Here is a 25,744-nt window from a genome sequence, read left to right as displayed (position 1 = left end):
TCCGGGGAGGATCCATGTTCGACCAAAATACGGCGCCGCGGCGTCTGGAAAGCTACGTTGCGGGCGCATGGCGTCGGGGGCAGGGCGCGCGGCGACCGCTGCATCACGCGGCAACGGGCGCGGTGGTGGCCGAGATCGGGGCGGAGGGCCTCGATATGGGGGCAGCGCTTGCCTGGGGGCGCGAGGTGGGCGGACCGGCGCTGCGCCGCCATACGCTGCATGAGCGCGCGCTGATGCTGAAGACCATCGGCCTTGCGCTGATGGAGATGAAAGAGGCCTTCTACACCGAGAATTTCTGGACCGGCGCCACCCGCCGGGATGGTTGGCCCGATATCGACGGCGGCATCGGCACGATGCTGACCTTCGCCTCCCGCGCGCGGCGCGAATTCCCGAACGCGCATGTCATTCCCGAAGGCCCGGTGGAGGCGCTGTCGGGCGATAACACCTTCTCGGCCCAGCATATTCTGACCCCGCGTCGGGGCGTCGCCGTCCACATAAACGCGTTCAACTTCCCCGTCTGGGGGATGCTTGAGAAGATCGCGCCGAGCCTGATCGCGGGCATGCCGTGTCTCGTCAAGCCCGGCTCGCAGACGGCGTATCTGACCGAGCGCGTCGTGCGCGCAATCCTCGATATGGGCGTATTGCCGGACGGCGCATTGCAGATCGTCTGCGGCTCGGTCGGCGATCTTCTGGATCACGTGGAGGGGCAGGACGTGGTGACCTTCACGGGCTCTGCTGCCACGGGCCGCAAGCTGAAGGCGCATCCGGCGATCATCGAAAATGCCGTGCCCTTCACGATGGAGGCGGACAGCCTGAACGCCGCGATCCTGGGGCCGGATGCCGGGCCGGATAGCCCGGAATTCGATCTGTTCATCCGCGAAGTCACGCGCGAGATGAGCGGCAAGGCGGGGCAGAAATGCACGGCGATCCGCCGGGTTATCGTGCCGCGCGGCGTCGAGGATGCGGTGGCGGAGGCACTCACGGCGAAGCTCGCGGCCCTCAGCATCGGTCTGCCCGAGGATGAGACGACGCGAATGGGCGCGCTGGCCTCGCTGACGGATCGCGACGTCGTGCGGGATCAGGTGGCTGCCCTCCGCGCCGAGGCGGAGATCGTCATGGGCGATCCCGACCATGTCACGCTGACCTCGGGTGACGCCGAACGGGGCGCGTTCATGGCGCCGATCCTGTTGCGCGCGGGCGATCCGATGGGCGGGCAGGCGATCCACGAGGTGGAAGCCTTCGGACCGGTCGCGACGCTCATGGGCTATGACGATGCGGACGCGGCGGTCGCGCTCGCAGCGAAGGGAAAGGGCTCGCTCGTCTCCTCGCTCTTTACCAACGATCCCGCCGTTGCGGCGGAGGTCGTGGGGGCGCTTGCGCCCTATCACGGCCGGGTGCTGATCGGCAGCCGGGCCTCCGCGAAATCCTCGACCGGACACGGATCACCGCTGGCGCCCCTTGTCCATGGCGGCCCGGGTCGTGCAGGCGGCGGCGAGGAGATGGGCGGCATGCGCGGCGTGAAGCACTTCATGATGCGCAGCGCGGTGCAGGGCGCGCCCGAGCTGCTGACGGCGGTGACCGGCGAATGGTCGGCAGGTGGCGCCGTGCGCGAGGATCGCCATCCCTTCCGCAAGTCGTTGAAAGAGCTGGCACTCGGGGACCGCGTCACCGCTGGCCCGCGCGCGATCACCCGCGCGGACGTGGAGCATTTCGCGCATTTCACCGGCGATACCTTCTACGCCCATATGGACAGCGAGGCGGCGGGGGCGAACCCGTTCTTCGAGGATCGCGTCGCCCATGGCTACCTGATCGTGTCCTTCGCCGCGGGGCTCTTCGTCGATCCCGAGCCGGGGCCGGTCCTGGCCAATTACGGTGTGGATAACCTGCGCTTCATGACGCCTGTCTATTTCGGCGATGCGCTGACCGTGCGGCTGACCTGCAAGGCGATCAATCCGCGCGCGGAGGCGGGCCATGGTGAGGTGCGCTGGGACGCGGTCATCACCAATCAGAAGGATGAGATCGTCGCGCAATACGACGTGCTGACCATGGTCGCGAAGGAATAGGGCGGCTGGATCCGTGCCTCAGGTCAGGCGCGGCACGCCGCCCAACATCAGCTCCGTCGCGATCTTCGCGTAATCGCGGCGGCTGAGCGCGCCGTCGTCGCGAAACCACAGATAGGCCCAGTTGAGCATGCCCAGAAGGGACATGGTCACGGCTGTCAGGCGCGGGGCGCCGCCCTCCGACAGCGATGGCGCAACTTCGGACAGAAGAGCCGCGAACCGCCCCACGATGCGCCGCTCGATGGCGCGCAGGGCCGCCCGTTGCGCGTCCGACAGGGCCGGGTCCGCGTTGATCTGGACCTTGTGCTGATTGTCCGCGCCGCGATAGGCCTCGAGCATGGTGGCCACCAGCGTCTCGAGCCGCGCCTCGGGCGGCTCGTCCGGATCGGTCGCCGCCTCGAGCGCTGCATCAAGCGCTGCGAGATGGTCATGGATGATGGCGAAGATCAGCTCAGATTTCGACGGATAATAGTGATAGAGCAGGGACTTGGAGACACCGGCTGCGCGGGCGATCTCCGCCATGGAGGCCTTTTCCATGCCCTGTTCGGCAAAGACCCGTGCTGCGTCGAGCAGAAGCCCGTGGCGCTTTTCCTCGAAATCCTGCGCGCGGGGGCGGGCCACTGGATCACGCCCCGCGATTGTCGACGACGCGCTTGGCCTTGCCTTCGGAGCGCGCGACGCCACCCGGTGCGGCCACGTCGATCTTTGCGGTCACGCCCACGACGGATTTGATGTGCTCCGCCAATTCCCGGCCCGAGGCGGCGCGCGCAGCATCGTCCGCGGCCTGCGGCAGGGCCTCGGCATGCACGATCATCGCATCCATGCGGCCATCGCGCACGAGCTCGATCTGGAAATGCGGCGCGAGGCCTGGGCATTTGAAAAGCTGTTCCTCGATCTGGGTCGGGAAGACATTCACGCCGCGCAGGATGATCATGTCGTCCGAGCGGCCGGTGACCTTCTCCATCCGGCGCATGCTGCGCGCGGTGCCGGGCAGGAGGCGGGTCAGATCGCGGGTGCGGTAGCGCACCATCGGCAGCCCTTCCTTGGTGAGCGTGGTGAAGACGAGCTCTCCCATCTCGCCATCGGGCAGGACCGCGCCCGTCTCGGGGTCGATCACCTCGGGGTAGAAGTGATCCTCCCAGATATGCAGGCCGTCCTTGGTTTCCACGCATTCATTCGCCACACCCGGACCGATGATCTCCGACAATCCGTAGATGTCGACCGCATGCATGTCGAAGGCCTCCTCGATCTCGTGGCGCATCGCATCGGTCCAGGGCTCCGCCCCGAAGATGCCCACGTCGAGCGAGGTGTCGCGCGGATCAATGCCCTGCGCCCGGAAGGCATCGAGGATCGACAGCAGGTAGGAGGGCGTGACCATGATGATCTGCGGTTTGAAATCCTGGATCAGCGTGACCTGCCGCTCGGTCATGCCGCCCGAGACGGGCACCACGGTGCAGCCCAGCCGCTCCGCCCCGTAATGCGCGCCAAGCCCGCCCGTAAAGAGCCCGTATCCATAGGCGATATGCGCCAGATCGCCGGGCTTGCCGCCCGAGGCGCGGATCGAGCGCGCGACCACCTCGGCCCAGACATCGAGATCGTTCTGTGTGTAGCCAACAACGGTCGGTTTGCCCGTGGTGCCCGACGAGGCATGAAGCCGCGCGATCCGGTCCCGCTGCACGGCGAACATGCCGAACGGATAGGTGTCGCGCAGATCCTGCTTGGTGGTGAAGGGAAACTTGGCGAGGTCTTCCAGCCCCCGGAAATCGTCGGGATGCACGCCTGCCGCATCGAACTTCGCGCGGTAGAAGGGCGAATTGTCGTAGGCGTGGCGCAGCGAGCGGTCGAGCCGGGCGGTCTGGAGGGCCGCAATCTCGTCGCGGCTGGCGATCTCGATCGGGTCGAGGCTGCCCTTGGGTGGGGTCAGGTCCTTCATTTCTCTCCTCCCTCAGGATCAGGGCGCGGCAGCAGCGGCTTGCCGAGGCTGCGCGACTGGCCGCGAAATTCGGCGATCACGGTGCCGTCCGGATTGGTCACGCGCACATCGTAAAGGCCGGAACGTCCGGGCCGCGCGACTTCATGCGCGGTCGCGGTCAAGCGCTCGCCCAGTCGACCCGGGGCGAGGTAGGTGATCTGATTGGATTGCGCGACGGTGATGTTGTCATAGCCATTGCAGGCAAAGGCGAAGGCACTGTCGGCGAGCGTGAAGATGAACCCGCCATGGGCGATGCCATGGCCGTTCACCATCGCCTGGCTGATCTCCATCGACAATGTTGCGCGGCCGGGCGCGATGGCGTCGATGCGCATGCCGAGCCCGCGGCTGGCATGGTCCTCGGCCCACATGGCTTCTGCACAGGCTTCGGCGAGTGCCTGCGCGTCTGTGCGGGTGTCCCTGTCGGTCATTCCCGTCCTCCCTCGGCTCGGGAGAATATATAAACCGTCCGGTCGGTCAATGAATTTATGAGGGAGGTGCGCACGGCACGCTTGGGTCGCGGCCGCGGGCCGCGCTGGAGGCTCTGCCTCCAGACCTCCGGAGGTATTTCCGGTCCGGTCGTGACAGGGGCGGGGCGCGTCGTGCCCTGGGTGGGACTTGCAGGCGGTTGGGCTCAGAGCTCCAGCGCGAGTTCCCGGCAGCCGGTGGCCAGAAGATGGGCCACATGCGGTGCGAAGGAGCGCCAGACATCCATGCGGAAGGCCTGGTCTTCGTCGCGCCAGAGCACCACGGTTTGCCCGTCGAACACCGTCCGGCGGCCTTCGCCCACGGCGATGCTGTCGACGTCGCGGGGCAGGCCGAGGGTCAGAAGATCGCGCGCCTCGGGGCCCGAGATGGCGAAGGTGACCTCGCGGTCGGAAATCTCCACAAGGCTGTGCGGTGCAGCGTCATAGGCCGCGGCGCAATCGGCGGTGAGACGCGGGGCTTCCGCCTCGGGCGCGTGAATCAACCATTCGTCAGGCCCGAGGCGCAGGGCCTCGCGCGCCTCCGCACGGCTGCGCGCGCCGATCCGGTCGGGCAGAGTGAGGCCCAGCACCCGGGCCAGCGTTGCGCGCGCAGCGGGCCGGGCGCGCAGCGAGAACCGCGCGACGGGAGCGGCCAGCTTGACGCGCGCCGCGGCGCTTTCGGCCACGAGGCCCGGTGTCTGATCGGGGGAGAATGTGAATTGGGTCATGATCGTCTCCGCCGTCAGAGCTTCAGCCGGGAATTGTCGGGATCGTAGAACACGGTGCCCGTGACCTTGGCCGCAATCGTGCGGTCGGGCATCGGGATATAGACCGTCTCGTCCGTCAGGTCGTGCCCGCCTGCCAAGAGCGCCAGCGCGATGGGGCGGCCCGCGGCCACGCTGTCATAGGAGGACGTGACATGACCGACCATGGTCATGGGTAGCGCTTCGTTCGGATCGCGCACGATCTGCGCGCCTTCCTCAAGCTTGCTGTTGTCTTCGGTCAGAAGGCCCACCAGCTGCTTGCGTCCGGGCGCCACCAGGTCGGGGCGGGCAAGACCGCGCTTGCCGACGAAATCGGGCTTGTTCTTGCCCACCGCCCAGCCGATCCCGGCATCATGGGGCGTGACCGTGCCGTCGGTGTCCTGACCCACGATGATATAGCCCTTCTCGGCGCGCAGGACGTGCATGGTCTCGGTGCCATAGGGGCAGATGTCGTATTTGGCACCTTCGGCCATCAGCGTCTCCCAGAGCGCGCGGCCATGGCGGGCGGGCACGTTGACCTCGAAGCCCAGCTCGCCGGTGAAGCTGATCCGGAAGAGGCGCGCCTTGAAGCCCGCGACCGTGCAATCGGCGACCGACATATGCGGGAAGGCGTCGTCCGATAGATCGTGGCCTTCGGTCAGCGGCGCCAGCAGATTGCGCGCATTGGGACCGTTGAGCGCGATGGTGGCCCATTCCTCGGTCGTGGAGGTCAGCCAGACCTGCAGGTCTGGCCATTCGGTCTGGAGGTAATCCTCCATCATGTTGAGAACCCGCGCAGCGCCGCCCGTGGTGGTGGTGACGTGGAAGCGGTCGGACGACAGCCTGCCGATCACACCGTCGTCGCGGATGAAGCCGTCATCGCCCAACAGGAGGCCGTAGCGCGCGCGGCCCGGCGCAAGCTTGGTCCAAGGGTTGGTGTACATGCGGTTCATGAACTCGACCGCGTCGGGGCCCACCACTTCGATCTTGCCGAGGGTGGAGGCGTCGAAGATGCCGAGGCTTTCCCGTGTCGCACGGCATTCCCGGGCGACAGCCTCCTCCATGGTCTCGAAGCCTTGCGGGAAATACCACGCGCGGCGCCACAGGCTGACCGGCTCGAAAACCGCGCCGTTCTCCTCGGCCCAGGGGTCGATGGGGGTCTTGCGGGTGACCTCGAAGTGCTCGCCCTTGTGGTAGCCCGCGAAGGTGCCGAAGGTGGTGGGCGTGTAGGGCGGGCGGAACGTGGTCAGGCCGACCTGCGGCTGGGCTTTACCCAGTGCATCAGCAGCGATGTTCAACCCGTTGATGTTGGACATCTTTCCCTGATCCGTCGCCATGCCATTCGTGGTGTAGCGCTTGACATGCTCGATGGAGCGCATGCCTTCGCGCACCGCAAGGCGCAGGTCCTTGGCGGTAACGTCGTTCTGGTAATCGACGAAGGCGCGGGCGCTCGACGGGTTCCGGTCGGTGGGCAATTCGATCTGCGTGACGCCGGTGCCGGGGCGGTCGTGCTCGACGCCGAGGGAGGCGGCGTCCGCGGATTTGCCCAGAGCTTCGGCGGCAGCGGCCCCCATGGCGAAGCCATCGTTCAGCGCCGCCGCGATCCCCCAGAGCCCGCGGCCCGCGCCCGCGATCTGACAGGCCTCGGTCTTCTGATCGGGCAGGAAAGTGGTCAGGTCGTCATTCCAAACAAGCTTGCCCATCGTATGCGAAAACAAGTGCAAGGACGGCGTCCAACCGCCTGACATCAGAACACAATCGCAGAAGATGCGCCGCCCGAAGGACACCTTGCCGCCCGACACGCGGTTGACGCGGATCGACTTCACGCGCAGCCGCCCGTCGGTGCCCGAGACGGAATGGGCAAGGTGCATTTCGATGCCGCGCGCCTCTGCCGCCTCGATGAGGTCGGTGCGCACATCGGCGCGGGTATCGACGATGGCCGCGATCTCGCAACCCTCATCGGCCAGGTCGAAGGCCGCATACCAGGCGCTGTCATGGCTGGTCGCCACCACGGCGCGTTTGCCCACCATGACGCCGTAGCGGTGCAGATAGGTCTGCGCGGCGCCTGCCAGCATCACGCCGGGGCGGTCGTTGCCATCGAAGATCAGCGGTTTTTCCAGCGCGCCCTGCGCCAGCACGACCTGACCCGCACGCACCCGCCACATACGTTCGCGGGGCATGTCGGGATCGGGCGCGTCGAGGTGGTCGGTCAGCTTTTCGCTCAGGGCGACAAAATTCTGGTGGTAATAGCCGATCGCCGTGGTCCGGGTCATGACCCGCACGCCGAGCGTCTCGAGCTCGGCCAGTTGTGCCGCCAGCCAGTCCCAGGCGGGCGCGCCGTCAATCACCGCTTGCGGCTCGCTCAGCAGGGTGCCACCGGCCTCGGCGTTCTCGTCCACCAGCGTGACCCGAAGGCCCGCGCGCGCGGAAGACAGCGCCGCGGCAATGCCCGCCGGCCCCGCGCCCACGACCAGAACGTCGGTGTGGTGATAGCGGGACGCGTAGTGATCGGGATCGCGTTCCGTGGGCGATTTGCCCAGGCCCGCTGCCTCGCGGATGAAAGGCTCGTAGACCTTGTCCCAGAACGACTTCGGCCACATGAAGGTCTTGTAGTAAAACCCTGCACTGAACAGCATATAGGCCGCGTCGTTCACGGCACCCACGTCGAATTTCAGCGACGGATAGGTGTTCTGGCTGTTGGTCTTCAGGCCCGGATAGATCTCCTGCACCGTGGCGCGGGTATTGGGCTCGTACCGGCCCGTGCCGCGCTTCGTGCCGATGAGCGCGTTCGGCTCCTCGGAGCCTGCGGAGACCGGACCGCGCGGGCGGTGATATTTGAAGGATCGACCCATCAGATGCACGCCGTTCGCGAGCAGGGCGGAGGCCACGGTATCGCCGCGGCGGCCCTCATAGCTCTTGCCGTCGAAGGTGAACCGGACGGGCGCGCGGTGGTCGATGCGGCCCTTGCCATAGACGCGGAAGGGGTTCATGCGCGGGGCTCCGTCTCGTCGGTCGCGGGGCGCGGCTCGCCCGCCTTGTAGGTGGTCACGAACTTGTCGGTGACGGTGTGGCGCAGCGCGTTGAAGAAGCGCCCGCAGCCATGGACGTGCCGCCAGCGCTCGGCATGCACGCCCTTGACGTTGTCGCGGATGAAGAGGAAATCGCGCCAGTCCTCGTCCGATTGCGACGATGGATCCGCAGCGCGCGCCACATGCGCTTGCCCCGCATAGGCAAACTCCAGCTCCGGCAGCGTCTCGTCGCAATAAGGGCAGTGAATCAACAACATATCGGCTCTCCTTAATGCGCGACGGCGGCGGCGGCGGCTTCGTCGATCAGCCGTCCGGTGGTGAAACGCTCCAGCGTAAACGGCGCGTTGATCTTGTGCGGCTCGTCCTTGGCCACAGTCCAGGCGAGCGTATGCGCGGCCCCCGGTGTGGCCTTGAACCCGCCCGTGCCCCAGCCGCAATTGACGTACAAACCCTGGACTGGTGTCTTGCCGAGGATGGCCGAGCGATCGGGCGTCACATCGACGATCCCGCCCCATTTCCGCAGCATCCGCATGCGGTTGAAGATCGGAAAGACCTCGCAGATCGCGGCGACCGTGTGCTCGATCAGCGGCAACCCGCCGCGCTGCGAATAGGAGGTGTACTGGTCCGTGCCCGAGCCGATCACCAGCTCGCCCTTGTCGGACTGGCTGATATAGGCGTGCACCGTGTTCGACATGACGACGCAGGGGAAGATCGGTTTCACCGGCTCCGACACCAGCGCCTGCAGCGGATAGCTCTCAAGCGGCATGCGCACGCCCGCGCTGTCCATCAGCACGCTTGTATGTCCGGCGGCGGAAACGGCGACCTTCTTGGCTCGAATGAAGCCGCGCGCGGTCTCCACACCCTCGACGGCGCCATCCGGGCCGCGCCGGATCGCGGTGACGGGGCAGTTCTGGATGATGTCGACGCCGCGTGCCGCCGCGCCCCGCGCATAGCCCCAGGCCACCGCATCGTGCCGTGCGGTGCCCGCGCGCTGTTGCAACGCCGCGCCCATCACCGGGTAGCGCGCATCGGACCGGATATTGAGCGGCGGGCAATATTCCTTGGCCTGTTCGGGCTCCAGCCAGCGGTTGTCGACGCCGTTCAGCCGGTTCGCGTGGATGTGCCGCTTGAAGCTCTGCACGTCATGCACGTTATGGGCGAGCATCATCACGCCCCGTTGCGAGAACATGACGTTGTAATTCAGCTCCTGGCTCAGCCCCTCCCAGAGGTCGAGGGCGTGATCGTACAGCCGCGCGCTTTCGTCATAGAGGTAGTTCGAGCGGATGATCGTCGTGTTCCGGCCCGTATTGCCGCCGCCGAGCCAGCCCTTGTCGATCACCGCGACATTGGTGATGCCATGCTCTTTGGCAAGGTAATAGGCCGCTCCCAGCCCGTGCCCGCCGGCACCCACGATGATGACGTCGTATTCGTCCTTGGGCTGGCTGTCGGGCCATTGCTCCGTCCAGTTCTTGTTGCCGGAGACGGCGTTCTTCAGAAGCGACAGGGCGGAGAATCGGGTCATGGGCGGGGCCTCGCAGAACGGGGATGTCCTTTCGCTCTAGACCAGCCGATGCCTGCGGGACTGGAGAAATGCGACGCTTCGGCTGTAGTATCGCGACATGCGCCATGCTGATTCCAAACTTGCCACGAAGACACGCCGTTTGCGCGTGGGATTCCTGCTGGCCGACCGGTTCACCCTGTCGGCCTTCGCGAATTTCGTCGATGTGCTGCGGCTTGCCGCGGACGATGCCGACCGGTCGCGTCCGATCCTGTGCGACTGGGCGGTGCTGTCGCATGACATGAGCCCGGTGCGGTCCTCCTGCGCGGTCAAGGTGCAGCCCGATCTGCGCCTGCGGGCGGCACCGCGCTTCGATTACATCGCCGTTGTGGGCGGGCTGATGGGCGAGGGACGCGCGCTGGCGCCCGAAGCGCTCGATTTCCTGCGCGGGCAGGCGGCGGCGGGCGTACCCCTGATCGGGCTCTGTACCGGCGTCTTCATCCTGCATGAGGCGGGGCTTCTGGACGGTTACCGTGCCTGCGTGAACTGGTTTCACCACGATGAATTCGTCGCCCGGTTTGCAGGCGCGCGCCCGGTCTCCGACCAGATCTTCGTGGTCGATCGCGACCGTCTGACCTGTTCGGGCGGGCAAAGCACGGCGCATCTTGCCGCCCATCTGGTCGAGCGGCATGTGGGCCATTCCGCGGCCACGAAAAGCCTGTCGATCATGATCATCGACGAGGCCAAGGGCGGTGAGCGTCCGCAGCCCGGCGTGCCATCACGACGCGAGGCGGCGGACCCGGTGGTGCGCCGGGCGTTGATTCGCATGCAGCAGCATCTCGACGCGCCCGAAACCGTCGCCGAGATCGCCGCATATCTCGGCATCGGTCGGCGCAGCCTCGAGCGGCGCTTTCAGCGCGATCTGGGTGTCTCGCCGTCGCGGGCCGGGCTGGAGATACGGCTCGACCAGGCGCGCCGATTGCTCACGCGAACGGAGCATGGCCTGACCGATATCGCGATCGCCTCGGGCTTCTGCGACGCGCCGCACCTGATCCGGGCCTTCAAGGCGGAATGGGCGATGACACCCGCGGAATTCCGTTTGAAATCAGGGGCGTGAGGACGCGTCGCCTCTGGCGTCGTTCGCGCATGGCCGGTGTGTCGGCATGTCGTTGATCTCTTCACGGATTCTTAAAGCTGCGCGCGGATAGTCGCGAAAGCCGCTTCCGGTTCTGCGTGTGCATGGTCCGGGTGATTGTTTGGCTGCGCCGCGCTGTCGGCCGCTGCCGTCTCAGTGATGAAGAAAGGTCAGGAACATGCAAGGCTTAGCCACGAACCAGCCGGTGACAGGTGTCGACATGAATGTCGGGCGACACGCTGAAATCGACGCGACGCTTCACATCCTCGTGCTCGACGACATGGAGGCGGATCGCGCGCGGATCAGGCGCCTCTGCCGGAAGGCGGGCCTCGACTTCGTGATGCACGAGGTGCGCGATCTGGCGTCGATGCGCCGGGTGCTCGACCAACATGACATCGACCTTGCCTTCCTCGATTACCACCTCGAGATGGATACAGGTCTTGATGCGCTGAAACTGCTGATCGGACACGAAGATCAGGTCAACGCGATCCCGATCATGATCACCTCCGTGGATCGTCACGACATCGCTGTGGAAGCTATGCGAAAGGGATGCGCCGACTACCTCACGAAAGAGGAGTTGACCGTCGATGCCCTGCGCAAATCCGTCACCTCCGCGTTCGAGCGGCGCCTCCTGATCGCCGCCCTTGGTGAGGCGCAATCCTCCCGTTCGACGATGCACCTGTCGGTACTGCGCTTCGCGCAGACATGCGGGCCGCAGATCCGGGAAGCGCTAAATGCGACCCTGTCCCAGGTGCGCAGCCTGAAACGGGCCCAGACGGAGGACAAGCGCCTTCGCGAAACGCTTCTGGGTCTCGAAGCGTCCTGCGGGGATATCTTTGCCTTCCTCGATGACGTGCAATCCCTGATGGACGAGCAGACGCGGATGCGGGACGCCTCGGTGCAAGCCGGCAAGCTCTTGCACGACGCTTGATGGGCTGTGACCCGGGTGTCGGACAGTCACGCCTTGCGCAGTATCGCGTCTTCCCGGTGCAGGGCGGTCCGTTCGGCCTGCGCCGACGATAAAACCCTTTGGGTCCTGGTCGAAACAGTCACAGGTGGCGGGCCGATCCCCGCCGCGCGATTCAGCTGCAGCTCTTGGTCACAATCTCCGGCTCGCCAAAAACGGATACGGAAAAGGGGTGGCGTCGACTGCGCCGCCCTCGTTCCGCTCGGCATACGCTTTTCGGTGGGTGCCAGAAACACAATCCACAACAATCCAGCGTCATTCTAAGGAGAATGGACATGGACGATTATGCCGTATTGATCGTCGACGACGACGATGGGGATCGCAAGATGCTGACCCGGCTCCTCGCGAAAACAACCCTTGTCGTGACGACGCAAGAGGCGCGATCGACCGATGAGCTTGGCGATGTCGAGGCCACGCATCTTGATGCCGTGTTTCTGGACTACCTTCTTCCCGGTGCGTTCGGTCTGAATGTCCTTGAAACGGTGCGGTCGCGATGGCCGCAAGCGGCGGTGTTCATGGTCACGGGGCAGGGGGATGAGGAACTCGCGAAAAGCGCGATCCAACTCGGTGCCGCGGATTACATCGCCAAGTCCTCGATCACCGCCGCTGCGCTTGAGAGGATGTTGAGAACCGGCGTCGGGGCTGCTCGAACGCAATCGAAACTCGATGAACAGCACCGTGATCTTGCGACCTTTTCAGAGGTTCTGGTGCATGATTTCAAGGCTCCGATCCGTGCCGTGTCCTATCTGGTCGACCAGGTTTCCGAGGATATCGAGGCCGGAGAGATGGAGGATGTGCATGAAAGCCTGCGCCTGCTGCGCAAATCCTCCCGGCATATGCTCGAGACGATGAAAAGCCTGTCCGATCATATCCGCTTTGATCGAGAGGACGTCATCAACGAGGTTTCCGGCGTGGATTTGGTCGATCGCGCGATGAATGCCCTGTCTCAGGTCATCACCGAAGCGGATGCCAGGATCGATCTCGATCAGGTTGATGCAACCACGCGTCTTTCCTGCCGCGCCCCGCAAATCGCGCAGGTCCTCCAGAACCTGATCGCAAATGCGATCAAGTTCTGCAGTGCGGATGCCCCCCGCATTGCGATCAGCGTCCAAAACCGCTGCGACAGCCATCTTTTCGAGGTTTCGGATAACGGCATCGGGATCGCCAAAGACCAGATTGAGCGCGTTTTCGAGCCCTTCAAGCGCGCGCCGGGCACCACCGGCATTGCGGGCACGGGTCTTGGGCTCGCGACCTGCAAGAAAATCGTCCTGCGCCATGGCGGCCGGATCTGGTGCGAATCAACACCCGACAAGGGAACCAAATTCGCCTTCGAATTGCCCAATCGCTCAGCGCAGGAGGCGACCAACTTGGCGCTGGTCGGATGACCCGGCATGCGTGCTCCCAGCGCGTGGCGATAGTGCACCGAAGCAAAGGACACCAAGTTCGACAGAGTCGCAGACCTTTCCCGCGCAGGGATGCGCAGGCAAGGGGTCCTGCACTCCGAGCTTCGACCGATCAGCGCCGCCTTTTCGGAGCGGCGTCTCCGCCACGGGCTTTCGCGCGGGCCGTAGCCCGACGCTTGCCCATCGGCTGCGAGGGATCCGACGCGCCCGCCCGCGCGGAGGAAGGCGGTTTTGCTCCGCTCGATTTTCCGACCCCCGGTCCTTTGGGGCCTGCATTTTTCTGCGTACGCCCCGGCGCCGATTTCGAAGTTTTGGGCTTGCCCTGGGACATGCCGGTTTTGGCGCCGTCGGAACGCGACGACTTACCGGTCGCCTCATCCCGCCCTCCGGCTTTCGCGGAGGAAGCGCCTGTTTTCGTGGCTTCAGCTGCGCCTTTCTCTTTGCGATCCGGACGCTTCCAGTCTTTCTTGCCGTCAGATGAAGCTGCATCCCGCGCTGGCTTTGCCGCAACCGGTGCGCCAGGGCCGTCAGACTTGGCAGATGCCGGTTTGGCCGCCTTCGGGGGTTTCGGCGTTCCGAGAGGCGCGGAACCCTTCGTGTGCGCTTGGCCGTCACGGGGTTTGCGCGCCGGAGCCGAGCCAGACTTCGGCCCGGTCCCGTCATGCTTATCGCCCCGCGGCGCAGGGTGCGGTTTTCGCGCAGCTGCGGCGGACGGGGCCGCCCCCTGGGTCGTCGCGCGCACATCATTCTCCAGCAGCCCGTCCGGTCCGAGTTTCGCCAGGAAGTCGGGCAAGGCGGCTTCGGTGATTTCCACGGTGGTTTCCGTCTCGCTGACACGGATCTTGCCGATCTGGTCCTTGTCGAGACCCCCTGCGCGACACAGAAGCGGCAAAAGCCACCGCGGTTCGGCCTTTTGCGCCCGCCCGACCGACAGGGTCACCCATGCGGAGGGTCCGAAAGGCGCGCGCTCTGCCCCACGCTCCGCGGCCCCCCGGGGCGGCCGCGTGTTCAATTCCTCCGGCGCAGACAGTCCGGCGCGGTACAGCCGAAGGCAGGCCACCGCGATCTGTTCGGCGGAAAACGCCTCCATCAGCCGCGCGGCGAAGGCCGCTTCATCTTCCGCGGCGGGCGTCGACCAGGCCGGATCGGCCAGAAGCCGGGCCTCGTCGCGCGCGCTGATGTCGTCGGCGGAGGGGGCCGCGATCCAATCGGCCGTGATTTTCGCCCATTTCAGAAGGCGCGTGGCCTTGTTCGCTGCCTTGTCCGGCACGATCAGCGCCGAGATGCCTTTGCGCCCGGCACGTCCGGTGCGTCCCGAACGGTGCAGCAATGCCTCGGTGTTCTGGGGCAGATCCGCATGAACGACGAGTTCGAGATTGGGCAGGTCGATGCCGCGCGCGGCCACATCTGTGGCGACGCAAACGCGGGCGCGGCCATCCCGAAGCGCCTGCAACGCATGGCTGCGTTCGTCTTGGCTGAGCTCGCCCGAAATGCTGACCACGGATACGCCCCGATTGGCCAGACGTGCGGTCAGGCGCGCCACCGCCGCCCTTGTATTGGCGAACACGATCGCTGTTTGCGCATCGTGAAAGCGCAAAAGATTCAGAATCGCGGCCTCGGCGTCGTGCTGTGCGACCTGGATCGCCTGGTAGGCGATATCGGCGTGCTGGCTGCCCTTGGTCTGGGTGGTCACGCGGACCGCGTCGCGCTGATAGCGCTTGGCCAATTCGGCGATGGCGGGCGGCACCGTGGCCGAGAACAGCAATGTGCGTTTGCTCGCGGGGGTCTCGGCCAGCATGAACTCAAGGTCTTCGCGGAAGCCCAGATCGAGCATCTCGTCGGCCTCGTCGAGCACGATGGCGCGGATATCGCCCAGCTCGAGTGCGCTGCGCATGATGTGATCGCGCAGACGGCCGGGCGTGCCCACGACGATATGGGCGCCGCGTTCGAGCGTGCGACGTTCCTGCCGCGCATCCATGCCGCCGATGCAGGTCGCAACCCGTGCCGAGGTCCTGGCAAACAGCCATTCCAACTCGCGGGCCACCTGCATGGCCAGTTCGCGCGTGGGGGCCACGATCAGGGCAAGCGGCGCACCGGCCGGGCCGAAGGTTTCGGCGCCCTCTAGAAGCGTGGGCGCGATGGCAAGGCCGAACCCCACCGTCTTGCCTGATCCGGTCTGCGCGGAGACAAGAAGGTCGGCCGCGGCAAGCTCGGGCGCTGTCACCGCCTCCTGGACATCGGTCAGTGCGGTATAGCCACGCTCGCTCAGCGCATCGGCAAGGGTCGGGATCATATCGGGAATTTCCATAGTCAGGCGCGGCTCGCGATAGGGCAGGGCGCGCGGAAGTGTGCGGCATAGCCGAGCTTGGCCGCGCTGTCCATCCGCAGCGCATGTTGCAGGCGCATGGGTGCCATGTCCGGCGGATCGACCGGGCGGATGGGGCGCAGTGGTGGAATTTGTCAGATGCCTAAAATTTACCGTTTGATAAAAAAATTTTCCGTGCAAAGCTCAGATCCGAGGACAGAACGGAGACATTCGCATGACAGACACGCTGACACCGGGGATCGCCGCAGGCCGCCTGAGCGCGGAGGAGATCGCGTCGAACTTCGCCGATCTTCATGCGCCGCTCGATCCGCACGAGGCCGCCGTGGCGGCGGATCGCTGCTATTTTTGTTATGACGCCCCCTGCGTGACGGCCTGTCCCACGGATATCGATATACCGCTTTTCATTCGCCAGATCGCTACCGGCCAGGCGGAAGAGGCGGGGCGCACCATCTTCGAGCAGAACATCCTGGGCGGCATGTGTGCCCGCGTTTGTCCGACAGAGGACCTCTGCGAAGGCGCCTGCGTGCGGGAAATCGCGGAAGGCAAACCGGTCGAGATCGGACGATTGCAGCGACATGCCACCGATGCGGTCATGGCCCGTCAGGACCACCCCTTCACGCGGGCGGCGTCGACCGGAAAGAGCATTGCCGTGGTGGGGGCAGGGCCCGCGGGGCTGTCTTGTGCCCATGGTCTGGCGCGGCATGGCCATGACGTCGTGATCTACGAGGCAAAGGACAAGCCCGGCGGGCTCAACGAGTTTGGCATCGCCGCTTACAAAAGCACGGATGATTTCGCGCAGGCCGAGGTGGCCTGGCTCATGCAGATCGGCGGTATCGAGGTCCGCTACGGGCAGGCACTCGGGCAGAACCTGACCCTGGCCGCGCTTGAGGACGCCTATGATGCCGTCTTCCTCGGGATCGGGCTGGGCAATGTGAATGCCCTCGATGTCGACGGTGCGTCGCGGGACGGTGTCGAGGATGCGGTGAGCTTCATTGCCGATCTCCGTCAGGCCTCGGATCTCACGGATCTGGCGGTGGGGCGCAATGTGGTGGTGATCGGCGGCGGCATGACCGCGATCGACGCCGCGGTGCAATCGAAGCTTCTGGGCGCCGAAAGCGTGACGATCGCCTATCGTCGCGGGCAGGACCAGATGGGGGCCTCGCGCTACGAGCAGGACCTCGCGACCTCCAAGGGGGTCCGGATCCTGTGCAACGTCAAGCCGGTTGCCGTGCATGGCAACGGCGCCGCAGTCGAGATCGAGCTGGAATACACCAGGGAGGACGGCGCAGGCCTCGTCGGGACCGGTCAGACCATTCGTCTCGCGGCAGATCAGGTCTTCCGCGCCATCGGCCAGACGCTGGTCGCCCCTGACGATTTCGAGGTGGATGGCCGCAAGTTGAAGGTCAGCGCGACGGGGCAGACCTCGCGCGCCAAGGTCTGGGCCGGCGGGGATTGCACGCCGGGCGATGACCTGACCGTGGTTGCCGTTGCCGAAGGACGCGACGCCGCCGCCGACATCCACGCAAGCCTCATGGGCGCGGCACGCTGATTGCCCGGCACTGATTGCCCGACAAGGAGACAAAGACATGGCCGATCTGACGACCAACTTCGTGGGCATTGAAAGCCCGAACCCGTTCTGGCTGGCCTCCGCGCCGCCGACCGACAAGGAATACAACGTGCGTCGCGCCTTCGAGGCGGGCTGGGGCGGCGTCGTGTGGAAGACGCTGGGCTCGGAAGGGCCGCCCGTCGTCAATGTGAACGGCCCGCGTTACGGCGCCATCTATGGAGCGGATCGGCGCCTTCTGGGGCTCAATAATATCGAGCTGATCACCGACCGGCCGCTTTCGGTCAATCTCGAGGAGATGGCCCGCGTCAAGGCCGACTACCCCGACCGGGCCCTGATCGCGTCGATCATGGTGCCTTGCGAAGAAGCCGAGTGGAAAGCGATCCTGCCGCGGGTGGCGGAGACCGGCGCAGACGGGATCGAGCTGAATTTCGGCTGTCCGCACGGGATGAGCGAGCGTGGCATGGGCTCTGCCGTGGGGCAGGTCCCGGAATACATCGAAATGGTCACGCGCTGGTGCAAGCAATATTACGACAAGCCGGTGATCGTGAAGCTGACACCGAACATCACCGATATCCGGAAGCCCGCGGAGGCGGCCCGCAACGGTGGCGCGGATGCGGTTTCCTTGATCAACACGATCAATTCGATCACCTCGGTCGACCTTGACCAGATGTGCCCGCAGCCGACGATTGACGGGAAGGGCAGCCACGGCGGCTATTGTGGCCCGGCCGTTAAACCCATCGCGCTGTCGATGGTGTCCGAAATTGCCCGCGCCGAAGCCACGCACGGCCTGCCGATCTCCGGCATCGGTGGCGTGACCACATGGCGGGACGCCGCGGAGTTCATGGCGCTGGGCTGCGGCAATGTTCAGGTCTGCACCGCCGCCATGACCTACGGTTTCCGTATCGTGGAAGAGATGAAGCGCGGTCTGTCTGCCTGGATGGACGAAAAGGGCTACACGAACACGTCGGATTTTGTCGGCATGGCGGTGCCCAACGTGACCGACTGGCAATATCTGAACCTCAATTACGTCACCAAGGCCCGGATCGATCAGGACGCCTGCATCCAGTGCGGTCGCTGCTATGCCGCCTGCGAGGATACCTCGCACCAGGCGATTGCCATGAAGCCGGGAAGGGTGTTCGAGGTCATCGATGAGGAATGCGTCGCCTGCAATCTCTGTGTCGACGTCTGCCCGGTTGAGAATTGCATCTCGATGGTGGAAATGGCTCCGGGAGAAACAGATCCCAGAACCGGACGCGTGGTCGAGGAGGCCTATGCGAACTGGACGCAGCATCCGAACAATCCGATGTCGGTGGAGGCGGCCGAGTAAGGCCGGGGCCTCGGGACAATGACTTTAGGGATGGCGGTAGGCTTCATGTCGTGGCTGCCATCCTGAACTATGATTTCATTTCGATGCCTCGCGTAAGTTAAGATTATTAATGAATAATCTTATCACGATCTTATTTAAGATCGTGCGACATCGTTGCACTCAGACGAGCACCGTCAATTGCCCGGCGTTGCAGATGACAATCATCTGCCCTCCGCATTCCACCAGGTGAAATCCGCGCAATCGAACTTCGCGTTTGAATGCGTCCCGCCCGATCATCCGGTCCACATCCCTCGTCGCGCGTCGGACAACACCTCCTTTCGCAACGGCCTGGGCTCCAAACAATTGAGCCAGCCATTGTTCCCGGGTCGGGAGGGTGGTGACGCGCTGCATCTGCATGCGTCTTCCTACAGCGCGCTCGGTTAAAAGGACGTTAAGCGCGCTGCGGAGACAGAAGCGTGCGAAACATGCCGTCTACATGTGCTGTCGCACGGTCCCAGCCACCGGCCTGTCCGGCCACGAGCACATCGACCTGCGCTTCGAAATCCGCGTAATGCTGGGTGACCGCCCAGATCGTGAAGAGCAAATGCTCCGGGTCGACCGGCGCGATCCGGCCCGCCTCGATCCAGCGCCGGATCAACCGACATTTTTCGTCGAAGAGCGGTTTCAATCCGGCGCGAAGATGAGGTCCCATCCGGGGCGCGCCCTGCAGGACTTCATTCGCGAACAGACGGCTTTCGCGCGGCATGGACCGGCTCATGTCGAGCTTGGTCGCCACATAGGCCATGAGCGCATCGAGCGGCGAGTCCTCGTCGCGCAGGGCCTCGAGCGGCGCCAACCATTTGGCCATCAGGCCGTTCAGAAGCGCCACGTGGATCGCTTCCTTGCCATCGAAATAATACAGGATGTTCGGCTTTGACATGCCTGCCCTGTCCGCAATCTCATCGAGCGTGGCACCGCGGAAACCTTGGGATGAGAACACATCAAGCGCCGCGTCGAGGATCCGTTCACGGTTCCGCATCTGAATGCGGCTGAGGGGTTTTCCCTCGGGCTTTTCGGGCGCGGGGCGAGCAGACGTGTCCATGGACGGGTTCCTGATGATGCGCTTCTAGGCACTGGCATCGCAGGATGGCCGGATGCGCGCGGGTGAAGGGTTGCGCCGCTTGACAGGGGGGCGGGCGGTTGCAATCGTGTCTTGACCAAATGGTAAAAAACCACACGGGGCGCGGTCAAGCCGCTCCGAAGACAAGCGACAGGGACGAGACATGGCAGCACCAGGCGAAAATCTCAGGATCAATGGCGACCGGCTCTGGGACAGCCTGATGGAGATGGCCAAGATCGGCCCCGGCGTTGCGGGTGGCAACAATCGCCAGACCCTCACGGATGAGGATGCGGAAGGGCGCGCGCTTTTTCAATCCTGGTGCGAGGCGGCGGGCTGCAGCATGGGGCTCGACCAGATGGGCAACATGTTCGCGCGCCGCGAGGGCACCGATCCCGATGCGCTGCCTGTCTATGTTGGCAGCCATCTCGACACCCAGCCCACGGGCGGCAAATATGACGGCGTTCTGGGTGTGCTGGGCGGGCTGGAGATCCTGCGCACGCTCAATGACCTGGGGATCAAGACCAAGCACCCGATCGTGGTGACGAATTTCACCAACGAAGAAGGTACGCGCTTTGCGCCCGCCATGCTGTCCTCGGGCGTTTTCGCGGGCATTCACGATCAGGACTGGGCGTACGCCCGGACCGACGCGGCAGGCAAGACCTTCGGAGATGAGCTGACCCGCATCGGCTGGAAGGGCGACGAAGAGGTGGGCGCACGGAAGATGCATGCCTTCTTCGAGCTGCACATTGAACAGGGACCGATCCTCGAGGCCGAAAAGAAGGATATCGGTGTCGTCACGCATGGCCAGGGCCTCAGCTGGACGCAGGTGACGGTGACGGGCAAGGACGCGCATACCGGCTCGACGCCCATGCCGATGCGCAAGAATGCGGGCCTCGGCATGGCGCGCATCCTCGAAAAGGTCGACGAGATCGCCTGGTCGCACAAGCCCCATGCCGTGGGCGCTGCGGGACATATCGACGTCTATCCCAATTCGCGCAACGTGATCCCCGGAAAGGTCGTCTTCACGGTCGATTTCCGCTGTCCCGACCTTTCGGTGATCGAGGATATGGAGACAAGGCTGCGCGTCGAGGGTCAGACGATCGCCGACGAGATGGGGCTCGAGGTCGTCTTCGAGAAGGTCGGCGGCTTCGATCCCGTGGCCTTCGATGAAGGCTGCGTCAAGGCCGTGCGCGATGCCGCCGAACGGCTGGGCTATTCGCATATGGATATCATCTCGGGCGCGGGGCACGATGCCTGCTGGATCAACCAGGTGGCGCCCACGGCGATGATCATGTGCCCTTGCGTGGACGGCCTGAGCCACAACGAGGCCGAGGAGATTTCCAAGGATTGGGCCGCGGCCGGGACGGATGTGCTGATGCATGCCGTGGTCGAGACGGCGGAGATCGTCGAATAAGGCCGGGCTCTGGTCCACCGGGCCACGCGCCCCAGAAAATATGCGAACCAACGCAGGGAGAGACACCATGACCAAGGTCATCAAGAACGGCACCATCGTCACCGCCGACCGCACCTGGAAGGCCGATATCCTGATCGAGGGCGAAACGATCAAGCAGATCGGCGAGGACCTGAAAGGCGACGAATATATCGACGCCGAAGGCGCCTACGTGATCCCCGGCGGCATCGACCCGCACACGCATCTGGAGATGCCCTTCATGGGCACCACCGCCGCCGAGACCTTCGAGACCGGCACCTGGGCCGCGGCCTGTGGCGGCACCACGATGCTTGTCGATTTCTGCCTGCCGGGGGCCGACGGCTCGATCAAGAACGCGATCAACGAATGGCACCGCAAGTCCGCGCCGCAGATCTGCTCCGACATCGGCTATCATATGGCCATCACCGGCTGGAACGAGACGATCTTCAACGAGATGAAGGATGCCGTCGATATGGGCGTCAATTCCTTCAAGCATTTCATGGCCTACAAGGGCGCGCTGATGATCGAGGACGACGAGATGTTCGCCTCCTTCAAGCGCTGCAAGGAGTTGGGCGCGCTGCCGATGGTGCATGCGGAGAACGGTGATATCGTCGCCGATCTGCAGCAGGAGATGCTGGCGAAGGGCATCACCGGGCCGGAAGGTCACGCCTATTCGCGCCCGCCGGAAGTGGAGGGTGAGGCCGCCAACCGCGCCATCATGATCGCCGATGCGGCGGGCGTGCCGCTTTATATCGTGCATGTCTCCTGCGAGCAGGCGCACGAAGCGATCCGGCGCGCGCGACAGAAGGGCATGCGGGTCTATGGCGAGCCGCTGGCGCAGTTCCTGACCCTAGATGAGAGCGAGTATTTCAACAAGGATTGGGACCACGCCGCGCGCCGCGTGATGTCGCCGCCCTTCCGTTCGAAAGAGCATCAGGACGGGCTCTGGGCCGGGCTTCAGGCGGGCAGCCTGCAGGTCGTGGCCACCGACCACGCCGCCTTCTCCACCGAGCAGAAGCGCATGGGCGTGGGCGATTTCACCAAGATCCCCAACGGCTCGAACGGGCTGGAGGAACGGCTCGGCGTGCTCTGGACACAAGGGGTCGAGACGGGCCGCCTGACGATGAACGAATTCGTCGCCGTGACCTCGTCGAACGTCGCCAAGATCCTCAACATCTACCCCAAGAAGGGCGCGCTCGTGGAAGGGGCCGATGCGGATATCGTCGTCTGGGATCCGTCGATCACCAAGACGATCTCGGCTTCGAACCATCACTCCATCCTCGATTACAACGTGTTCGAGGGCTTCGAGGTCACCGCTCAGCCGCGCTACACGCTCTCGCGCGGCGAGGTCATCTGGGCTTGGGGTCAGAACAGCCAGCCCCAGCCCGGAAGGGGCCGCTTCGTGCCGCGCCCGGCCTTCCCCTCGGCGCATACCGCGCTGTCCAAGTGGAAGGCGCTGACCGCGCCTAAGATGATCCAGCGCGATCCGATGAACATTCCGGCGGGTATTTGAGGTGACAGATGACGAAAAAAAAGGCGGTTGACTTAAAGTTTGAAGTTTTGATGCAAGACTGGCGTCAAACCAAAGACTCGATTTCTTCGCTAGGCGCGCAATTGACGCGTTTTCGAAGCTGGGCCGTCGCGTTTACAGGTGTATCAATTGGAATAGCCGTTAGAGAAGAGTCCGCATGGTGGGTGTGCTTTCTTGCGATTTTTGTGAATGGCTTCCTGCTTTATTTCGACGCAATGTTCAAAGCGTTCCAAGACTGCTTCATTTGGCGAGATCGCGAGATCGGTCATTACCTCTCAACGGAAAAATTTAGCCAAGATATCAAGGGCGGGAAGGTAGGAATTCCAGTCGCTCGACCATTTTCTTTGGATGGTCTATGCAAGAGTTCCGATGTCTCTGACCTTTCAATCATGAATGCCCGTGGAATGGCAAGCAAGATTGGATTTCACGACATTTGGAATTCGGAAAGTCAAGCGAGTGTTTGGTTTATCTATTTTTTATTGATAGTGCTGTCGTTCTTTGGAATGTTATTCGCTGTCGATTTAGTGCCTTTTGCCGTAATATTTGATGAAAAGAGGCTCTAATGGCTACTGCCCCGGTGATCCGCGCCAAGGATCTGAACCTCACCTTTCAGACCAATGATGGCCCCGTCCATGCGCTGAAGGATGTGAACCTCGACGTTGCCAAGGGCGAGTTCGTGTCCTTCATCGGGCCTTCGGGCTGCGGCAAGACGACCTTTCTGCGCTGCGTGGCGGGGCTGGAGACGCCGACGGGCGGCACGCTCACGGTGGACGGAATGACGCCGGACGAGGCGCGAAAGGCGCGCGCCTATGGCTATGTCTTTCAGGCGGCAGGGCTCTATCCGTGGCGTACGATCGGCGGGAATATCCGCCTGCCGCTGGAGATCATGAAATATTCCTCGGCGGAGAAAGACCGCCGCGTGAAGGAAACGCTGGAACTCGTTGATCTTGCAGGGTTCGAGCAGAAATACCCATGGCAGCTTTCGGGCGGGATGCAGCAGCGCGCCTCCATCGCGCGGGCGCTCAGTTTCGACGCAGCGATCCTGTTGATGGACGAGCCCTTCGGCGCGCTGGACGAGATCGTGCGCGACCGGCTCAACGAGGAGCTACTGAACCTCTGGGCGCGCACGGAGAAGACCATGCTCTTCGTCACCCATTCGATCCCCGAGGCGGTCTATCTCTCGACCAAGATCGTGGTGATGTCGCCCCGTCCGGGCCGTATCTCGGACGTGATCGACAGCCCGCTGCCCAAGGAACGCCCGCTCGATATCCGCGACAGCCGCGAGTTCATCGAGATCGCCCACCGCGTCCGCGAAGGCCTCCGCGCGGGCATGGAGGCGGCATGAGCGATACCGCTCCCATCGCAGGGCAGGGCGCGGGTGTCGGGCGGTCGGGCCGCGTGGCGCTTTTCGCGCGAGCTGCCGGCGCGGGGCTGGCGCCGGTTCTGACCGTCGTCGCGGCGCTGATCGTCTTCTGGTATCTCGCCTGCATCCCCATGAACGCCGCGCAATCGGTTCGGGATGCGGCGCGAGCAGATATCGCCGTCAGCCCCGAAAGCCCTGCCGAACGGCGCGTCATGGGCGGGCTGGCCCTGGCGCTGGCCAATCCGGGCGTGGCCATTGACGGGGCCTACACGCAGGACCGCGCGCGGCTGCCCGCCCCGCATCAGGTGGCGACGGAGCTGTGGAACTCCACCGCCGCAATCGCCCCCACATCGCCGCGCAGCCTGATATATCACGGTTGGGTCACGCTGTCGGCCACGGGACTCGGCTTTCTGATCGGCACCGGGCTTGGCATCCTTCTGGCCGTGGGGATCGTGCATTCCCGCGTGATGGATATGAGCGTCATGCCCTGGGCGATCGTCAGCCAGACCATACCGATCATCGCCATCGCGCCGATGATCATCGTGGTGCTCTATTCCATCGGCATTCAGGGTCTCGTGCCCAAGGCTGTCATCTCCGCGTATCTCTCGTTCTTCCCGGTGATCGTGGGCATGGTGAAGGGCCTGCGCTCGCCCGATGCGATGCAGCTCGACCTGCTTGCGACCTATGGGGCCAGCAAGTCCGAGACCTTCTGGAAGCTGCGCCTGCCCGCGTCGATGCCTTATCTCTTCGCATCGCTGAAGATTGGTTTCGCCGCAGCCCTCATCGGTGCCATCGTGGGCGAATTGCCTACGGGCGCCACGGCGGGGCTGGGCGCGCGGCTTCTGGCGGGGAGCTATTACGGGCAGACGGTGCAGATCTGGTCTGCGCTTTTCGCGGCGGCCATTCTGGCGGCGCTCTGCGTGGGGCTCATCGGCGTGATCGAACGCGCACTTCTGGCAAAGATGGGGATGCGGCGATGACCTTGGTGGCGGCAGCAATCGTTCTCTGGGCGGCGGGCTGGATGCTGAATGTGCGTCTGGCCACCGGGCCAGTGGCCGAGACCCGCGCGGCGCAGCTGGCCGTGCCGATCATCTTCGGCCTGACGCTTCTGGGGATCTGGGAACTGGTCGTGCGCGGCCTCGACGTGCCGGGCGTGATCCTGCCTGCGCCAAGCGTGATCACCGCGACCTTCGCCGCGCAGATCGATATCCTGTGGCAGGATTTCGTGCAGACCTTCGTCAAGGGCGCGCTGTCGGGCTTTGCTATGGGCTGCGTGGCGGCGTTTGCGGTGGCGATCCTTGCGGACCGCACGGATTTCCTGCGTCGGGGCATCCTGCCGGTGGGCAATTTCATGGCAGCCCTTCCCATCGTCGGCACCGCCCCCATCCTTGTGATGTGGTTCGGCTTCGACTGGCAGTCCAAGGCGGCGGTGGTCGTCGTAATGGTCTTCTTCCCGATGCTGGTGAACACGGTCGCGGGACTGCAGGATACGGCCGCGATGCAGCGCGACCTGATGCGGACCTATGGCGCGAGCTATGTGCAGACGCTGATCAAGCTGCGCCTGCCCGCCGCGATGCCCTTCATCTTCAACGGCCTGAAGATTTCCACCACGCTGGCGCTCATCGGCGCGATCGTTGCCGAATTTTTCGGCTCTCCGATCATGGGCGTGGGCTTCCGCATCTCCACCTCGGTCGGGCAGCTTGCGCTCGACATGGTCTGGGCCGAGATTGTCGTGGCGGCGCTTGCAGGGACACTCTTTTATGGCGCGGTCGCCGCCATCGAAAAACGGGTCACGTTCTGGCACCCGTCGCACCGACGCTGAGACGTCGGG

General features: G+C 64.5%; 22 protein-coding genes. 12 read left to right on the top strand and 10 right to left on the bottom strand.

All coding sequences use genetic code 11. The features are described from left to right. Positions 1–14 precede the first annotated feature (14 nt). Entirely contained in the window at positions 15–2,063 is a 2,049-nt protein-coding gene (gene paaZ / locus FIV09_RS11660; RefSeq protein WP_152450109.1) for a phenylacetic acid degradation bifunctional protein PaaZ, read from the top strand. Between the two features lie 18 nt (positions 2,064–2,081). Here the strand turns inward: paaZ and FIV09_RS11655 are convergent, their stop codons facing one another. From FIV09_RS11655 to FIV09_RS11625, 7 genes are all read right to left on the bottom strand, one after another. After that, on the bottom strand, positions 2,082–2,681 hold the full coding sequence (locus FIV09_RS11655) for a TetR/AcrR family transcriptional regulator (protein ID WP_152450108.1): 600 nt from the start codon (positions 2,679–2,681) through the stop codon (positions 2,082–2,084). Positions 2,682–2,685: 4 nt separating this feature from the next. Next, positions 2,686–3,993 (bottom strand): phenylacetate--CoA ligase PaaK, encoded by a 1,308-nt coding sequence (paaK, locus tag FIV09_RS11650; RefSeq protein WP_152450107.1) that lies wholly within the window; start codon positions 3,991–3,993, stop codon positions 2,686–2,688. Then, the gene (paaI, locus tag FIV09_RS11645) at positions 3,990–4,460 is read right to left on the bottom strand and encodes a hydroxyphenylacetyl-CoA thioesterase PaaI (protein WP_152450106.1); all 471 of its coding nucleotides are present in this window, start codon (positions 4,458–4,460) and stop codon (positions 3,990–3,992) included. The genes paaK and paaI overlap by 4 nt, the downstream gene beginning before the upstream one ends. A 203-nt stretch (positions 4,461–4,663) precedes the next feature. Then, a complete protein-coding gene (locus FIV09_RS11640) occupies positions 4,664–5,224 on the bottom strand; it encodes a sarcosine oxidase subunit gamma (RefSeq protein ID WP_152450105.1) in 561 nt (186 codons plus the stop codon). 14 nt (positions 5,225–5,238) lie between these two features. Continuing rightward, positions 5,239–8,229 carry a sarcosine oxidase subunit alpha gene (locus FIV09_RS11635; RefSeq protein ID WP_152450104.1) on the bottom strand — a complete coding sequence of 997 codons (2,991 nt, stop codon included), beginning with the start codon at positions 8,227–8,229 and terminating at the stop codon, positions 5,239–5,241. Further along, the gene (locus FIV09_RS11630; RefSeq protein WP_152450103.1) at positions 8,226–8,525 is read right to left on the bottom strand and encodes a sarcosine oxidase subunit delta; all 300 of its coding nucleotides are present in this window, start codon (positions 8,523–8,525) and stop codon (positions 8,226–8,228) included. Before FIV09_RS11630 ends, FIV09_RS11635 begins: the two co-directional genes overlap by 4 nt. 11 nt (positions 8,526–8,536) lie before the next feature. Beyond that, entirely contained in the window at positions 8,537–9,790 is a 1,254-nt protein-coding gene (locus FIV09_RS11625) for a sarcosine oxidase subunit beta family protein (protein ID WP_152450102.1), read from the bottom strand. A 97-nt stretch (positions 9,791–9,887) separates the two neighbouring features. Here FIV09_RS11625 and FIV09_RS11620 point away from each other — a divergent pair, with 97 nt between their 5' ends. From FIV09_RS11620 to FIV09_RS11610, 3 genes are all read left to right on the top strand, one after another. Then, positions 9,888–10,883: a GlxA family transcriptional regulator gene (locus FIV09_RS11620; RefSeq protein WP_152450101.1), complete on the top strand. Its 996-nt coding sequence runs from the start codon at positions 9,888–9,890 to the stop codon at positions 10,881–10,883. A gap of 196 nt (positions 10,884–11,079) precedes the next feature. Continuing rightward, positions 11,080–11,832 carry a response regulator gene (locus FIV09_RS11615; protein WP_254702213.1) on the top strand — a complete coding sequence of 251 codons (753 nt, stop codon included), beginning with the start codon at positions 11,080–11,082 and terminating at the stop codon, positions 11,830–11,832. Positions 11,833–12,143: 311 nt separating this feature from the next. Beyond that, positions 12,144–13,253, top strand: a complete 1,110-nt coding sequence (locus tag FIV09_RS11610) for an ATP-binding protein (protein ID WP_172975694.1) — start codon at positions 12,144–12,146, stop codon at positions 13,251–13,253. A 130-nt stretch (positions 13,254–13,383) separates the two neighbouring features. On the opposite strand, the gene FIV09_RS11605 is transcribed toward FIV09_RS11610, so the two are convergent. Continuing rightward, a complete protein-coding gene (locus FIV09_RS11605) occupies positions 13,384–15,564 on the bottom strand; it encodes a DEAD/DEAH box helicase (protein ID WP_152452549.1) in 2,181 nt (726 codons plus the stop codon). Positions 15,565–15,811: 247 nt separating this feature from the next. Here FIV09_RS11605 and FIV09_RS11600 point away from each other — a divergent pair, with 247 nt between their 5' ends. Next, positions 15,812–17,146, top strand: coding sequence for an NAD(P)-dependent oxidoreductase (locus FIV09_RS11600; protein ID WP_152450099.1), 1,335 nt, complete (start codon positions 15,812–15,814; stop codon positions 17,144–17,146). Positions 17,147–17,183: 37 nt separating this feature from the next. Continuing rightward, positions 17,184–18,491 carry an NAD-dependent dihydropyrimidine dehydrogenase subunit PreA gene (gene preA, locus FIV09_RS11595; protein ID WP_152450098.1) on the top strand — a complete coding sequence of 436 codons (1,308 nt, stop codon included), beginning with the start codon at positions 17,184–17,186 and terminating at the stop codon, positions 18,489–18,491. Between the two features lie 159 nt (positions 18,492–18,650). Here preA and FIV09_RS11590 read toward each other — a convergent pair whose 3' ends face one another. Continuing rightward, the gene (locus tag FIV09_RS11590; RefSeq protein WP_254702212.1) at positions 18,651–18,887 is read right to left on the bottom strand and encodes an N-(5'-phosphoribosyl)anthranilate isomerase; all 237 of its coding nucleotides are present in this window, start codon (positions 18,885–18,887) and stop codon (positions 18,651–18,653) included. 34 nt (positions 18,888–18,921) lie between these two features. Further along, on the bottom strand, positions 18,922–19,572 hold the full coding sequence (locus FIV09_RS11585; protein WP_152450097.1) for a TetR family transcriptional regulator C-terminal domain-containing protein: 651 nt from the start codon (positions 19,570–19,572) through the stop codon (positions 18,922–18,924). 181 nt (positions 19,573–19,753) lie between these two features. On the opposite strand from FIV09_RS11585, the gene FIV09_RS11580 reads away from it, so the two are divergent. The 6 genes from FIV09_RS11580 to FIV09_RS11555 all read left to right on the top strand — a co-directional run bounded on the left by FIV09_RS11580 (position 19,754) and on the right by FIV09_RS11555 (position 25,735). Continuing rightward, entirely contained in the window at positions 19,754–21,004 is a 1,251-nt protein-coding gene (locus tag FIV09_RS11580) for a Zn-dependent hydrolase (RefSeq protein ID WP_152450096.1), read from the top strand. 67 nt (positions 21,005–21,071) lie between these two features. After that, positions 21,072–22,532: a dihydropyrimidinase gene (gene hydA, locus FIV09_RS11575; RefSeq protein WP_152450095.1), complete on the top strand. Its 1,461-nt coding sequence runs from the start codon at positions 21,072–21,074 to the stop codon at positions 22,530–22,532. Positions 22,533–22,540: 8 nt separating this feature from the next. Further along, the gene (locus tag FIV09_RS11570) at positions 22,541–23,113 is read left to right on the top strand and encodes a hypothetical protein (RefSeq protein WP_152450094.1); all 573 of its coding nucleotides are present in this window, start codon (positions 22,541–22,543) and stop codon (positions 23,111–23,113) included. Beyond that, positions 23,113–23,895, top strand: a complete 783-nt coding sequence (locus tag FIV09_RS11565) for an ABC transporter ATP-binding protein (RefSeq protein ID WP_152450093.1) — start codon at positions 23,113–23,115, stop codon at positions 23,893–23,895. Before FIV09_RS11570 ends, FIV09_RS11565 begins: the two co-directional genes overlap by 1 nt. After that, positions 23,892–24,893 carry an ABC transporter permease gene (locus FIV09_RS11560; protein ID WP_152450092.1) on the top strand — a complete coding sequence of 334 codons (1,002 nt, stop codon included), beginning with the start codon at positions 23,892–23,894 and terminating at the stop codon, positions 24,891–24,893. The genes FIV09_RS11565 and FIV09_RS11560 overlap by 4 nt, the downstream gene beginning before the upstream one ends. Next, on the top strand, positions 24,890–25,735 hold the full coding sequence (locus FIV09_RS11555) for an ABC transporter permease (protein WP_152450091.1): 846 nt from the start codon (positions 24,890–24,892) through the stop codon (positions 25,733–25,735). The genes FIV09_RS11560 and FIV09_RS11555 overlap by 4 nt, the downstream gene beginning before the upstream one ends. Positions 25,736–25,744 lie beyond the last annotated feature (9 nt).

It is taken from the genome of Roseivivax sp. THAF197b (assembly GCF_009363255.1).
Taxonomy (GTDB): domain Bacteria; phylum Pseudomonadota; class Alphaproteobacteria; order Rhodobacterales; family Rhodobacteraceae; genus Roseivivax.
The sequence above is the reverse complement of the archived record's forward strand: the minus strand, read 5'-3'. Positions and strand labels throughout refer to the sequence as shown.

What these genes read in the sequence shown, in the direction of transcription:
- preA (WP_152450098.1), top strand. Translation starts at nt 17,184, where the DNA reads ATGGCCGATCTGACGACCAACTTCGTGGGCATTGAAAGCCCGAACCCG.
- paaZ (WP_152450109.1), top strand. Translation starts at nt 15, where the DNA reads ATGTTCGACCAAAATACGGCGCCGCGGCGTCTGGAAAGCTACGTTGCG.
- FIV09_RS11565 (WP_152450093.1), top strand. Translation starts at nt 23,113, where the DNA reads ATGGCTACTGCCCCGGTGATCCGCGCCAAGGATCTGAACCTCACCTTT.
- FIV09_RS11570 (WP_152450094.1), top strand. Translation starts at nt 22,541, where the DNA reads ATGACGAAAAAAAAGGCGGTTGACTTAAAGTTTGAAGTTTTGATGCAA.
- paaK (WP_152450107.1), bottom strand. Translation starts at nt 3,993, where the DNA reads ATGAAGGACCTGACCCCACCCAAGGGCAGCCTCGACCCGATCGAGATC.
- FIV09_RS11630 (WP_152450103.1), bottom strand. Translation starts at nt 8,525, where the DNA reads ATGTTGTTGATTCACTGCCCTTATTGCGACGAGACGCTGCCGGAGCTG.
- FIV09_RS11610 (WP_172975694.1), top strand. Translation starts at nt 12,144, where the DNA reads ATGGACGATTATGCCGTATTGATCGTCGACGACGACGATGGGGATCGC.
- hydA (WP_152450095.1), top strand. Translation starts at nt 21,072, where the DNA reads ATGACCAAGGTCATCAAGAACGGCACCATCGTCACCGCCGACCGCACC.
- FIV09_RS11600 (WP_152450099.1), top strand. Translation starts at nt 15,812, where the DNA reads ATGACAGACACGCTGACACCGGGGATCGCCGCAGGCCGCCTGAGCGCG.
- FIV09_RS11560 (WP_152450092.1), top strand. Translation starts at nt 23,892, where the DNA reads ATGAGCGATACCGCTCCCATCGCAGGGCAGGGCGCGGGTGTCGGGCGG.
- FIV09_RS11585 (WP_152450097.1), bottom strand. Translation starts at nt 19,572, where the DNA reads ATGGACACGTCTGCTCGCCCCGCGCCCGAAAAGCCCGAGGGAAAACCC.
- FIV09_RS11555 (WP_152450091.1), top strand. Translation starts at nt 24,890, where the DNA reads ATGACCTTGGTGGCGGCAGCAATCGTTCTCTGGGCGGCGGGCTGGATG.
- FIV09_RS11615 (WP_254702213.1), top strand. Translation starts at nt 11,080, where the DNA reads ATGCAAGGCTTAGCCACGAACCAGCCGGTGACAGGTGTCGACATGAAT.
- FIV09_RS11620 (WP_152450101.1), top strand. Translation starts at nt 9,888, where the DNA reads ATGCGCCATGCTGATTCCAAACTTGCCACGAAGACACGCCGTTTGCGC.
- FIV09_RS11635 (WP_152450104.1), bottom strand. Translation starts at nt 8,229, where the DNA reads ATGAACCCCTTCCGCGTCTATGGCAAGGGCCGCATCGACCACCGCGCG.
- FIV09_RS11625 (WP_152450102.1), bottom strand. Translation starts at nt 9,790, where the DNA reads ATGACCCGATTCTCCGCCCTGTCGCTTCTGAAGAACGCCGTCTCCGGC.
- FIV09_RS11640 (WP_152450105.1), bottom strand. Translation starts at nt 5,224, where the DNA reads ATGACCCAATTCACATTCTCCCCCGATCAGACACCGGGCCTCGTGGCC.
- FIV09_RS11605 (WP_152452549.1), bottom strand. Translation starts at nt 15,564, where the DNA reads ATGATCCCGACCCTTGCCGATGCGCTGAGCGAGCGTGGCTATACCGCA.
- FIV09_RS11590 (WP_254702212.1), bottom strand. Translation starts at nt 18,887, where the DNA reads ATGCAGATGCAGCGCGTCACCACCCTCCCGACCCGGGAACAATGGCTG.
- paaI (WP_152450106.1), bottom strand. Translation starts at nt 4,460, where the DNA reads ATGACCGACAGGGACACCCGCACAGACGCGCAGGCACTCGCCGAAGCC.
- FIV09_RS11580 (WP_152450096.1), top strand. Translation starts at nt 19,754, where the DNA reads ATGGCAGCACCAGGCGAAAATCTCAGGATCAATGGCGACCGGCTCTGG.